Source organism: Lacticaseibacillus salsurae (genome assembly GCF_045862175.1).
GTDB classification, from domain to species: Bacteria; Bacillota; Bacilli; order Lactobacillales; family Lactobacillaceae; genus Lacticaseibacillus; species Lacticaseibacillus salsurae.
In genome coordinates, this window is sequence record NZ_BAAFZI010000001.1 from 219,022 (window position 1) to 231,386 (window position 12,365).

Annotated in this window: 11 protein-coding genes; 1 reads left to right on the top strand and 10 read right to left on the bottom strand. The window is 49.8% G+C overall.

Translation table 11 applies throughout. The features are described from left to right. Positions 1-30: 30 nt before the first annotated feature. From ACKTSG_RS01055 to ACKTSG_RS01100, 10 genes are all read right to left on the bottom strand, one after another. Positions 31-675, bottom strand: a complete 645-nt coding sequence (locus tag ACKTSG_RS01055; RefSeq protein ID WP_407891086.1) for an NEAT domain-containing protein — start codon at positions 673-675, stop codon at positions 31-33. Continuing rightward, on the bottom strand, positions 668-2,611 hold the full coding sequence (locus tag ACKTSG_RS01060) for an NEAT domain-containing protein (RefSeq protein WP_407891088.1): 1,944 nt from the start codon (positions 2,609-2,611) through the stop codon (positions 668-670). Before ACKTSG_RS01060 ends, ACKTSG_RS01055 begins: the two co-directional genes overlap by 8 nt. 232 nt (positions 2,612-2,843) lie before the next feature. Beyond that, the gene (locus ACKTSG_RS01065) at positions 2,844-3,509 is read right to left on the bottom strand and encodes an SRA domain-containing endonuclease (protein WP_407891090.1); all 666 of its coding nucleotides are present in this window, start codon (positions 3,507-3,509) and stop codon (positions 2,844-2,846) included. Positions 3,510-3,602: 93 nt separating this feature from the next. After that, a complete protein-coding gene (locus ACKTSG_RS01070) occupies positions 3,603-6,773 on the bottom strand; it encodes a DEAD/DEAH box helicase (protein ID WP_407891092.1) in 3,171 nt (1,056 codons plus the stop codon). Between the two features lie 189 nt (positions 6,774-6,962). Next, positions 6,963-8,390, bottom strand: coding sequence for a S41 family peptidase (locus ACKTSG_RS01075; protein ID WP_491062150.1), 1,428 nt, complete (start codon positions 8,388-8,390; stop codon positions 6,963-6,965). Between the two features lie 2 nt (positions 8,391-8,392). Continuing rightward, entirely contained in the window at positions 8,393-8,623 is a 231-nt protein-coding gene (locus tag ACKTSG_RS01080; protein WP_407891094.1) for a YozE family protein, read from the bottom strand. An 18-nt stretch (positions 8,624-8,641) separates the two neighbouring features. Further along, entirely contained in the window at positions 8,642-9,157 is a 516-nt protein-coding gene (msrA, locus tag ACKTSG_RS01085) for a peptide-methionine (S)-S-oxide reductase MsrA (RefSeq protein ID WP_407891165.1), read from the bottom strand. Positions 9,158-9,160: 3 nt separating this feature from the next. Next, the gene (locus ACKTSG_RS01090; RefSeq protein ID WP_407891096.1) at positions 9,161-9,781 is read right to left on the bottom strand and encodes a YpmS family protein; all 621 of its coding nucleotides are present in this window, start codon (positions 9,779-9,781) and stop codon (positions 9,161-9,163) included. Position 9,782: 1 nt separating this feature from the next. Further along, the gene (locus ACKTSG_RS01095) at positions 9,783-10,637 is read right to left on the bottom strand and encodes an SGNH/GDSL hydrolase family protein (protein ID WP_407891098.1); all 855 of its coding nucleotides are present in this window, start codon (positions 10,635-10,637) and stop codon (positions 9,783-9,785) included. Positions 10,638-10,700: 63 nt separating this feature from the next. Beyond that, entirely contained in the window at positions 10,701-11,543 is an 843-nt protein-coding gene (locus ACKTSG_RS01100) for a DegV family protein (RefSeq protein ID WP_407891100.1), read from the bottom strand. A gap of 183 nt (positions 11,544-11,726) precedes the next feature. On the opposite strand from ACKTSG_RS01100, the gene trhA reads away from it, so the two are divergent. Continuing rightward, a complete protein-coding gene (trhA, locus tag ACKTSG_RS01105; protein ID WP_407891167.1) occupies positions 11,727-12,362 on the top strand; it encodes a PAQR family membrane homeostasis protein TrhA in 636 nt (211 codons plus the stop codon). Positions 12,363-12,365 lie beyond the last annotated feature (3 nt).

A 12,365-nucleotide genomic window follows, 5' to 3' on the forward strand; every position in this document is an offset into this window, starting at 1 on the left:
AAAACACGCCAAATCGGCGTGTTTTTTTGATCAATTCATTTTCGTGCGCTTACTGCGGACCCATAACGCGGACCCTAACGCCACGATTACCATACTCAAGCCCCCACCGATCAGCACTTTGGTTTGCGTGCGGTGATTGGCGGCATTGAGGCGTTTGACTGTCGCCACTTGATCTTGGTTAGCGCGAGTCACTTTGATGGTTTTTTTCGCTGGGGGTTGCTTGCGTGTTGCGGGTTGTATCGTCGGTGCCTGCGCCGCGTTGAATTTGAAGCTCAACGTGTGCTGCGCCGCATATACCCCGACCACATTAATGGCGATATCAGAGTTAATGGTTTGCGTCAGATCCTTGGTTTCAAACGCATACTGGTAATCATAACCCTTGGCGTCGTGAGATTTGATGACATTGGCCGGCCCGACACCGTTGATACTTAAAACACTGACTGGCCAAGCGCCAAGAGTGTTGGCTGTATGAATAGTCATGGTAACCAAATACGCATCCCCATTGACCACCACTTGCGCTGGCTGCACATAATATTTTGCGGCCAAAGAGGTTTTGGTGGTGCCATAAGTTAAGGCCTGATACGCCACGCCTTTGGCCAAAACCACTTGCGAGATCCCCAACCCGGCGATCAGCGCGATCAGTAACCCGATTTGGGTAAGTAAATGTTTAATCATGTGCCACCTCCTGATGCTTGCGCCGACGGATCAACATGGCCGCTAGCACCATTAACGCATCGATCAAGACAAACCCTAACAATTCCCAACCGATCGGATATTTTTTCAACTGCGGCAAAGCTTGCGCCAGATTTTGCGCTTGCGCTGTTTGCGCAGTGGCGCTGGTAGCTTTGCTGGCGGTAGCTGAAGGCTTTTTAACGATGGTGGTCGCGGCTAACGCCTGAGCTTTGGGCTGAGTGGCTGATTGCCTAGCAGTGGCGCCAAAGGCCTTTGCTTGGCGCGCAAACGCCAATTGAATCTGGAAACTTTGATCGACGATATTGGCCATCGGCACGCTCATTAAAATCGTGGCTGGCACCAGGTGGTCTAAAGCTTGCGCGTCAGTAACATGAAACGAAAACGTCCAAACATCTTGCCCGCCTTGGACTTGATGCTGTAAATGGGTAATGCCTGCCCCGTTGACACTTTGCGGCGTGAATTGCACCAACCCTGCCGCGACTCGAACGGTCAAAGTGACAGTGTAGCCAGTGGCATCTTTAACAATATGAGCCAAATGCGTGAAATACTGATCCGCAGTTGATTGGGCCTCGCCACTCGCATCTAAAACCGTGTAAGCCACATTTTGTTGCGCTTTGGTGGCGTCGATGGCATGAGCCAATGGCGTTTGCGCAAACGCAGTGGGGCGACGCGTCGCCGCTTGCTGTGGTTTGGTGGCACTGGCATCCACATGGGCTTGTTGTGGCGTCACGCCAAGCAACAAGAATGCCGTTTGCGTCATTTGACTGGCACCTGGCACCGACAATACGAAGGTAACTGGCAACGCATCATGCAATTTGGCGTTAGGTAACGTCATCACCAGATCTGCAGTGGCCCCATGGCGCTTGGTGATCGCCACCAGCTGGCCGCCAACGCACATGCTTTTGATATATTCAGCGCCGCTGGTGTGCAACGTCACGGTACTGTCAGTCGCGTGGCGCACGACTGTTGCCGAAGAAGCGATAAATTGTTGGGCCGCTGACGGCGTGGTGGTGAGGTGCCCATCGCGCGCTTGATACAACTTGGCTGACACTTCACCAGCAGATTTAGCTTGAGGGGCTACCACCACGTGCGGTGTAACGATCGCAGTTGCCGGCTTGGCTGGCGTTTTTGGCTGGGTGGGTTTGGTCTCAGGCGTGGTTGTCAACGGCTGGTACAAGGCTTTTGCAAACACCAGATCCGCTTTTTGTTGCATGTTCATCACAGACATTGCCGCCGTTACCACTGACGTTTGAAACTGCGGGTCGATGTTGAAGGTCAAATCCGCGGTGTTGTTGGTGGCATTGGTGATTTTCGCTTGTTGCGCGCCGATGGCAAAGCTTTTGATCAAGCTGGCATACTTTTGCAAATGTAACGTGACCGTTGCCGGCCGACCGGCGATCAATGCCACGGTTGCCTCTTTGGCAAAAAAGCTGTTGGCGATCGATGGCGTCTTGGTGCCGGCTTTGTTCACTTGAAATTTCACGGTTTGCGTATTTGCTGACGACTGCGGCTGATACAAGGCTTTTGCAAACACCAGATCCGCTTTTTGTTGCATGTTCATCACAGACATCGCCGCTGTCACCACTGGCGTTTTAAACTGCGCGTCAATGTTGAACGTCAAGTCCGCGGTATTGTTGGTGGCGTTGGTGATCGTTGCTGGCTGCGTGCCAACAGCAAAGCTTTTGATCAAGCTGGCATATTTTTGCAAGTGTAACGTCACGGTTTTGGCTTGGCCATCAACACGCGTCACCGTTGCCGTGTGGGCAAAAAAGCTATTGGCCAACGACGGCGTATTGGTGCCTACTTTGTTCACTTGAAAGTTGACAGATTCCGTTGTCGTGCTTGCAGCAACCGACTGTGGTCGACTCAAGCTAAACAACCCCACCATCAGCAATAAAAGTCCAAGATATTTTTTCATTGGTTTCACCCCACTAAGCGTCGATGCTGACTTGATTGTATCGCCATCGGCGCTTCAAATACGTGCAACATTTCGCAAAAAAGCTTGTGGTACTGCGAAATGAAACGCTTCACTTGCCCATTATTGTGGAAGTGGCAACCGGTTTCAACGTTTAAACGAAACTTCAAGAAATTCCACAGACTGGCACAAGCGTCAAAAAAATCCTCGCCACAATTGACGAGGATCCAGAGGCTTAATTTAATTGTAATGGGAACTGCCAAACTTGCCGCTCGACCCCATCACGATCCGCTTGCGTCACAGCGATCGGCGCGGCGGAAAGTTGAGCTTGGCCTAAATAGCGATAAGCCCGGTGTGGCGCTGGGGCAAAAACATGCAACGCCAAGTCTTTGGCTTGGGCCAAGGTTTTGTTAGGGGCTTTGGTCAAACTTTGATCACCAAATCGGCCGACGCCAGAAAACATGAACTGGCCATCAGCATTTTGAGCGTCATCAGCCGCTGCGATCAATACCAAGGCCTGTTTGGCGCGGCGGATCCGGCCAGTGGTTTGACCATTGAAGTGCTGATTGATTTCGGCATTGGAATACGTCGCATCGACTGTTAAGCCAAATGAGCCTTGCGCGCTGGCAACTTTTGGTTTGGCAGCAGACTTGCGGGATTTGGGCTTAGTAGCAGGCTTGCGGACTTTTGGTTTGGTAGCAGGCTTGCGGGCTTTGGATAATTGGGCCATGAATGCCGCTTCGACTTTAGGATTTAACAGCTTCAAGGTGCCTTGCGGGATCGCTTGGGTCAACGCAAAAATCTTTTCCCATTCCGAAAAGTGGACTGTCACCAAGTCACCTTCCGCTTTAATGATTTGACCAACACCATAAAGCCGGTGCAACACCCATTGATTCAACATATAAATTTATCCCCCCGATACCAAATTGTGCGAATATTCGCAGATTTAACCATGCTCATTATACAAGAAAACGCCAAATGACGCACGTTTTTGCTAGGCTTGCGGGTCGATACCTAAAATCAAGCGGATGTCATCATCGCTTAAGCTGGCTTTATTTAGCGCCCCATCCATGACGACATCGACCAAGTCACGCTTTTTTTCTTGTAATTTGGCGATCTGTTCTTCAATGGTGCCTTTGGTGATCAAGCGATACACATCGACTTCATGCGCTTGCCCGATACGATGCGCCCGCGCGATGGCTTGGTCTTCCACCGCTGGGTTCCACCACAGATCCACTAAGATCACCAGATCTGCCCCAGTCAAATTCAACCCAGTACCGCCGGCTTTTAATGAGATCAAGAAAATCGGCAACTCACCGGCATTGAAGCGATCCACCATGCCTAAACGCTTTTGTGGCGGGGTGCTGCCGCGTAGCGTGAAGTAGCCTAACTGCGCGTCATCTAACGCCGCTGCGATTTGATCAAGCATGCCGGTAAACTGAGAAAAGACCAATACATGGCGCCCATTGCCCACGGCTTCTGCCAACAGATCTTTTAGCTGCTCTAATTTACCTGAGCCGCCTTGGTAGTCAGGCAAATATAACGCTGGGGTATCGCATAACTGCCGCAAGCGCGTTAAACCAGCTAAGATCGCCAATTTGTTTTTCACCAAGCTCTTTTGATCTAGCCCGCGGACTTGCACTTGCATCTGTTGCAACTGCGCTAGGTAAACGGCTTTTTGTGCTTTGGTCATTTCATTGGTGAGATTAGATTCCACGCGCGGCGGCAGATCTGGCAACACGCTTTGTTTGTCACGACGCAAAATAAACGGTGCCACGCGCGTTGCAACTGTTTCTGGCGCCAGTTGCTTGAATGCCTTTAAACCTGGTAGCAGTCCAGGCATGACCAAGGCAAAAATCGCCCAAATTTCATCAGTGCGATTTTCGATCGGCGTCCCAGATAATGCAAAAGTGTTGATCGGGTGTAACTTGCGCAAGGCTTGGTTGGTTTTTGACGCCCCATTTTTGACGAATTGGGCTTCATCCAACACCAAATAACCTAACGACGCGTCCAGATATTCGGCAATATCATTGCGCACACTGTTGTAGCTGGTGATCCACACATCAGCGCTGTCACTGATCGCAGCTTTTCGCTCAGTTTTGGTGCCATCAACGACGACAACATGAAGCGCTGGGGTAAACTTTTCAAATTCAGCTTTCCAGTTATACAGCAATGACGCAGGTGCCACCACCAAACTGGTATGGGTGGCATCTTGGTGATTATTCAAAAAGCTGATCATTTGTAAGGTTTTGCCGAGACCCATTTCATCGGCTAAGATCCCACCAAAGCCATGACTATTCAACATTTCTAGCCACTGTACGCCGCGTTGTTGATATGGGCGCATTTGCGCTTGCACTGGGCGTTGACCGACTACCTCAAATTGTTCTAGATGCGCCAGATCATTGGCGATTTGTTCAAACGCCGCATCAAATTGGACATCTTCGCCTAAGGTTGCGCGCACTGCCAGCGCTTGTGAAGCGGGCACTTGCAGCTGGCCGTTGGTAAATTTGGCGTGATCGCGCAACTTGGTCAATGCTTTTGAGACCCGGCGCAATTGCTCATCAATCGGCACCAGCGCCCCATCGCTGCGCTGCAAATAAGGGCGATCGATATCCAGTTGCGCCAACATCGCATCCACTTGACTGGTGGATACCCCATTCATTGAGAAATTGATCGCCAATAACCCATTGGCAGCTTTCACGGCCACTTTTGGCGTCAAGGTTTGGCTATCTTGCCATAACGCGGCTAACTCTGGGTCTAACGTCACATGCCCATTTTCACGCAGATTCGGCAACTCTTGCACAAAAAAGCGATACAACACATCAGGATCGCGAAAATCTTTGTGCCAGCCATGATCATCGACCACAAACCCCAACGCTTCCAAATACGCTTGGGCTTGGCGTTCTTGCGCCAGATTTCGCCGGGCGGCATCGCGTTTGACCACCTCTGAGGCACTTAAGACCTGATCGCCGTAATCAAACCGTAGATCCAGTTGCAAACTTTGCTTGTGTTTGCCCAAGTCAAATTGCGGGGTCATCGTCGGCGCTGCGATCAAGTCTGGCATGTCAATGGCAGCGATGGGTTTCAAATAAGCCACCAATTGGCGCAAACTTTCGCGTTCATCAAAACCAAAAGTCAAACGCAAGTCCCCACGCTCAACAAAAAACTCATCTAAGACCCGTTGGATCAAGTCAAATTGCCCAGTGGTGGCTTGATAAAAGTCGCCGCCGCGGATCATCAACTCGTCGCTGGTCACCACCGCATCAAAATCTTCATGGAAATCAAATTGATAGCCCGTGTCAAGCTTGGTCACAGTGCCATCAAACAGTCTTTGTTTGGCTGCAAACGGGATGACATTCACATGGTCATAAGGCGTTTGATCCGCCAGATTGATAAACACCACATGCGCCATTTGCTTCAAAGGTTGCACCACGCGAGAAAAGTCGCCAGGATTTAAAATTGCCAAGCGCCGATACACCGAAGCGGCACCGCTTAAGCGCACTTGCTCGACTGGTTGGGTATTGCTTAAAATCGCGATCAATTGGCGCTCAGCTTCACCAAAAACTTGTGGTGACAACGTGAACACATGCTTGTGCCCAGCTAAAGCCAAGCGGTCATGGTCATGATAAGCCGCCAAGAATTCTTGCATATCGCGCACGGCAAAAAAGCGCCCGTCACTGGCATTGGCCAGGCGTAATTTGATGAAAAGACGATCTTTTTTAGACCAATCTGCCGCCACATAAGGGTGGATCTCGACGGTGGCTTCAAGCAACAACTGGTCTTTCGTCACTGACGTCAAGCCGTGAAAATATTGATGCTCCGGCAGATCCAACCCCGCGACGAACCGCGCGCCTTGAGAGGCATTGCCATGTTGCGGCAAATCGGTATTGGCAGCCAACGCCGCTTCAATGGTTTGCCCTTGGGCTTTGAAATACAATTCCACAGCAGCCACGTGTTTGCAATACCCATGGGCTGGGAAAAACGGGCAACTACAGCTGTCTTGGCTGGCTCGGATGCCTACGATCACATCATAAGCATGCGTGCCATAAACACGCGCTTCAATCACTTTTAAATCCGGATCAATGGCAATGATCTCCACTTTATGAGCGGCGACGATAGCTTTGCCACGACTCCACATGACACTTGGCATTTTCCGATCCGACATCAACCTGACCTCACTTTTTCAATACCTTCAGTGTAACACAAATCCCCTTGTTGGCTGTGAGCCGACAGGCGTTTGGCTGAGGAGATAGTTAGCCGGCTAACTATCTCGTTGCCGCTGGGCGACTTGCCAAAGTCCAACGCTTTTTAGCGCCCACCAAAAAAGCCAGACCTCAGCCTGACTTTTCGATATTTATTTACTTAATGCCTTGATAGCCGCATTCAGTTGCGGATTGTCATTGGCATACTTTGAAGAAAGCTTGGCTACCAGCGTTTGCAGCGTCGCTGTGTCGGCAGTGCCATTTGCTGGCAACCCATTGGCAGCTTGGAAGGCTTTGACAGCGGCTTGCGTTGACGGACCGTAGTAGCCATTTTCAGTGCCTGGGTCATTGCCTAAGGCTTTTAACAACTCTTGCAAGGACTTCACATCGCCGGATTCATCCCCGACTTTCATGGAAGTCACAGAAAATGCCGTGATATTCATATAGTCTGGGTATTTCACTTTGATGGTCGGCGTCAGGCCTTTTTTGTTGATCCAAGTGCCATTTGGCGTCAGCCATTTGGCGACGGTCAACTTCAATTCAGCACTTGACGACATAGCGGCTACGTTTTGTACGGTGCCTTTGCCATAACTTTGTTCGCCGACTAATGGGGTTTTGTTGTTTTCGTTTAACGCCGCAGACAAGATCTCAGAAGCAGAAGCCGAGTTGCCATCGATCAAAATGGCCATCGGTTCGGTGACTTTGAAGCCTTTATCATATTTCTTGGAGGCTTTGTAAGTTTGCACAGCGCCAGAACGATCTTGGACCTTGACGATCGTTTGCCCATTTTTCAAGCACATGGAAGCGATCTTTAAGGCTTGGGTCAATTCACCACCAGGGTTGCCGCGCAGATCTAAGACAAACGACTTTGCCCCTTGTTTGCGCAACTTCTTGACGGTGGTTTCAAACTGCTTGGCCGTCGGATCTGAGAAGGTGTCCATGGTGATCACGCCAACGGTTTTGTTGGTTTTTGACAGCGCCCCCACCACAGTGTCGGTGGTGATCTTGGCGCGCTTCATGGAAAAAGTCATGGCTTTGCCATCACGTTTGACCGTGACTTTGACCGTGGTGCCAATCTTGCCGCGGATCTTGGCCACAGCGGCGTTGACGTCATCTTGGGCGACATTTTTGCCGTTGACTGCCGTCAGCACATCGCCAGTTTTGATGCCGGCTTTTTTGGCTGGGGTGTTGGCCATCACGCCTTGGATCGTCAATTTGTTGTTACCTTGTTGCACGGTGGCGCCAATGCCACCAAACGATGCGGAAAGCGTTGAATCCAAGCTGGACTTGGAATCATTGGTCAAATACGTGGAGAATTGATCCCCTAAGGAATTGACCATGCCTTTGATCGCGCCATTGGCTAATTTCTTGCTATCAGTGGATTTGTAGTAGCTGTTTTCAATGGTGGCATAAGTACTCAACACTTTATTAAAGCCAGCCGGTAAGTTCGCACTGGATGCGCCAACTGCTGAATCTCTTAACCCATGGGCATAATAGCCGATCAAACCGCCACCGACTAAGGTGACACTCATCCCAACGGCTAACAGCCATGCTGGGACTTGTAAATGTTTTTTTGCCACAATTATCCTCCGATCTGTTCAGACGCTAAATATTCGCGCCAGACATCGTCAAACACGCTCATGCTTTGCAAATAGTTGCCATTAAGTTCCAAGTATTCGCTAAGCGCGTCAAAATCTGTTGCTTGCTTGGGAAAACTGTGGTCCAAAAATGCGTTTTGCGCAAAACCGGCAATTTCGCCGTGATCATTGGGATTGCGCAAGGTCATCAAATATTGATAAAAGGTTTGACGCATGCCCGACTTCCTTTCAACTTACTGCCAGTTCTTGTCAATGAATGCTTGGCGTTGCGCATGTTCTTGCGCATAACGCCGCGGGTTATGTTGATAGAATTCTTGATGTTCTGCTTCGGCGGGATAAAACGTTGAGGCATCCTCGATTTGAGTGACGATCGGTTGGTCAAACCGGCCGCTAGCTTCAAGGGCGGCTTTAGACGCTTCAGCGATTTCACGTTGCTTGGCATTGGCCACATAGATCACTGGGCGGTAGTTATCACCGCGGTCTTGGAATTGGCCCATGGCGTCAGTGGGATCAGTTTGTTGCCAATAGATCTCAACCAGTTGCGCATAACTGATGATCTCAGGATCAAACGTAATGGCAACCGCTTCCGTATGGCCAGTGGTGTGGCTTTTGACTTGTTCATAAGTGGGGTTGGCAACATGGCCGCCGGTGTAGCCGGATACCACATTCAAGATCCCAGGTTGGGTCTCAAAAGGTTGCACCATGCACCAAAAACACCCACCAGCAAAAATTGCAGTTTCTTTCATGATCGCTCATTCCTTTGTTGAACTGTTTGGCAAGTAAACCGAAAAGTCGATATCGTCATTAGGTAAGTCGATTTTCGTGGCTTTGATCTGCATGCCATTTTGCAGTTTGAATTTGCTCAATTTTAACACAACGGTTTCTTGTGAGCTATTAAGTTTGACCCAGCTCGGCAATTTATAGCTGTGGCCAACATAATTTAACACATATGAAATCGGCACCGGTAAGCTGCCGATATTGAGTTTAGTGGCTTTAAGTTCGACGTCGCCGTTAGCGCGCACTAACGGGTCAAACTGCAAGCCAAACTTAATGGTCGCGCCAAAGAACTTGAAGTGCCCGCCTAGTACTGCCGAATCGCCAACGGTCACGGTGTACTTGATTTTGGAATCTTTTAAATAATCGTTTAAATAATAGTCCACAATGTGATTGACTTGCCGTTTGGTCAGTTGCACCGAAAAAGCGGCTTGCCTGTCGTCGGAGTTGGCACTTTGCGTGATCGGATCGTTGTAAGGCGTTAAGATCTTGGTGGTAAACCAGATCCCAGTGCCTAATAACAACCCTAACAAGATCAATGTCGCAAAGCGCCAGCCATTGATGGCTTTTTTTGGTTTGGTTTGTTTTTGTCGCGTCATATCATTGCTCCCATTGACTCTTGGTTTTGGTCATTTCATGCCACAACTGCTTGGTCATTTGCGCATACCCGGCATTGTTGGGATGGAAATGATCTTGCGTGAAGATCAGCGGATTGGCATCGCTGTCGCCAGCAACGGCAGCTTTCAGCGCCTTTTTTGTGCTGGTCGATGCACTGCTCGTATTGCCTTTGGACAAAACTGAATCGATATCGACAAAATAAGCGTGATCGACTTTGCGCAAGGTTTTTTTGGTTCCGGCATTCCAGTTTTGCACGCTGGTGGTCATCGCCGTTAAGTGAGGAAAATAAACATAAAACGGATTGTAGATCCCAAACACATAAATCGGCGCTTGGGGATTGGCTTGACGCATGGTGGTCAACAGCTTCAACAAGCGCTGTTGAAATTGGGCATTGCCTGTGGCCACATCTTTTGTGGTCATATCAAAAAAGTGTTTTTGAAGTACCGCCATTAAGTCGTTACCGCCGACGGTTAAGGTGATCACATCGGCTTGTTTAAGCGCTTTTTGCAACTTTGGTTGGTGATCGAGTCGGTGTTGGACTTGAGGCGCAGTGTTACCCGTCACGCCAAAGTTTTGCGTAGACACGGCGTAATCACCGCTTTGCTCCAGATCACGTTTGATCAACGCCACGTACCCGCCAGCATTGGTGGCATCCCCGACCCCATGAGTCAAGGAATCCCCAACGCCGACGACTTTCAGTGGTTTGACTTGGGTGGTCACCCCAGCCAAATGCGTGGCTTCAACTTTTGGGCCAAACAGTTGCCAGCCGCCAAACGCTAACAGCGACACGACAACCACTACAGCCAGATCTTGCCAGAAATGTTTGATGGTGTTCACCTCTTTGCCCTTGCTTTAAGTCAACTAAAAAATGGCAGGAGTCAGCCTCCTGCCAGCAGTGTTTTAATCGGTGTAGCACATGATGGCAAAAGCCCCGTCACCAGTATGCGTGGCGATCACCGGATCAGTCGGCCGCACCAGCACTGGCAAGTTTGGCAAAACGGCTTTGATCTTGTTGCCGATTTCTTGGGCGTATGCTTCACCACCAGCAAAGCTGATGCCGACTTCTTTAAGATTGTCTAAGCCTTGTAACTTCTCAATGAAGCTGTCAACAAAGCGGTGCAAGGTTTTGACCCCACGGCCTTTTTGCATCACTTTTAATTCACCGTCAGCGACTTGTAAGATGACTTTGATATTTAAGAAACTCCCGATGGCCCCAGCCGTACGCGACAAGCGGCCGCCTTTGACCAAGTTGTCCAGCGTCGACACCCCCATTTGTAAAATGGTGTGCTCGCGGATCTCCGTCATCCGCGCTAATACGGCATCCATATCAGCGCCTTGTTCGATGGCTTTAGCGGCTTCAAGCACTTGAAAGGCTTGCGCACGATCAGTGAAGTCACAATCGACCACGGTGACATCGCCATCAGCCATTTCGGCGGCTTGGCGCGCAGAATTAACAGTGCCAGAGATTGCTTGCAACATGTTGACACATAGCACTTGGCTGCCGTCTGCGGTCAATTCGTTGAAGACATCCAAAAATGTCCCTGGAGCCGGTTGCGATGTTTTTGGTAAGGCTTGGGATGCCGCCATTTTGTCCATAAATTCAGAGCGGGTAATGGTTTCGCCATCGATATAAACGGTGGAGTCGATCATGATGGTCAACGGGACCACGCGGATATCGTATCGCGCCACTTCCTCCGGGGTCAGTTGGATCGAAGAATCAGTAACGAGTTTAATCTTTGCCATGTCGCGGCCACACTTTCTTATAGGTTAATTCACACCGTTTAGTATAACAAACAGCGGCGTGATTGTCAGTAGTTGTCATCTAGTATTGAAAACCAGTTATCATTGCATACCCCATTCTACCATGTTACAATGAACTCGTAAATGACAACTAGTTTTCAATACCAGATATGGAGGCCCCCTATGATAATGACCAAGCAAAATTCCAATTACCGCTTCACCAACGAAACGTTAAGTGCCACGACCCATGCCACCGCGTTAGGCATGTCGATCATCGGCACCATCGCGTTGGCTTTTCGCGCTGGCGATTCACCGCTACGCTTGGCCACATTCATCGGCTTTGGGGTCGCTTTGATTTTGCTTTACTCGGCATCAACGGCTTTTCATAGTTTTTATTTCACCAAAGCGCGCCATGTGCTACAAGTGTTAGATCACTCTGGGGTATTCATCTTAATTGCCGGATCGTACTTGCCTTATTGCTTGGTCACCATCGGCGGTGGCTTAGGGATCGGCTTGCTGGCAGGGATCTGGGCGTTGTGTTTAGCGGGGATCTTGTATAAATGCTTTTTCATTGGCAAGTGGAAATTTCTGGAAACCAGCATTTATGTGATCTTAGGGTGGTTGTGCTTGATCGGGATCCGCCCGCTTTGGGCAGGACTGGGCCCGATCGGCTTTTGGCTGTTGGTTGCAGGCGGCATCGCTTATACCTTAGGGGCAGTGTTGTATTCGCAAAAACAGATCCCTTACATCCATGTGATCTGGCATTTGTTTGTGATGGTAGGTTCTGCATGCATGTACGCGTCGATCTACTTATTCGTTTGATCA

Bases quoted from the DNA above. Each gene is read 5' to 3' on its own strand.
- ACKTSG_RS01055 (WP_407891086.1), bottom strand. From the start codon at position 675: ATGATTAAACATTTACTTACCCAAATCGGGTTACTGATCGCGCTGATC.
- ACKTSG_RS01100 (WP_407891100.1), bottom strand. From the start codon at position 11,543: ATGGCAAAGATTAAACTCGTTACTGATTCTTCGATCCAACTGACCCCG.
- ACKTSG_RS01070 (WP_407891092.1), bottom strand. From the start codon at position 6,773: ATGTCGGATCGGAAAATGCCAAGTGTCATGTGGAGTCGTGGCAAAGCT.
- ACKTSG_RS01065 (WP_407891090.1), bottom strand. From the start codon at position 3,509: ATGTTGAATCAATGGGTGTTGCACCGGCTTTATGGTGTTGGTCAAATC.
- ACKTSG_RS01080 (WP_407891094.1), bottom strand. From the start codon at position 8,623: ATGCGTCAAACCTTTTATCAATATTTGATGACCTTGCGCAATCCCAAT.
- ACKTSG_RS01060 (WP_407891088.1), bottom strand. From the start codon at position 2,611: ATGAAAAAATATCTTGGACTTTTATTGCTGATGGTGGGGTTGTTTAGC.
- ACKTSG_RS01090 (WP_407891096.1), bottom strand. From the start codon at position 9,781: ATGACGCGACAAAAACAAACCAAACCAAAAAAAGCCATCAATGGCTGG.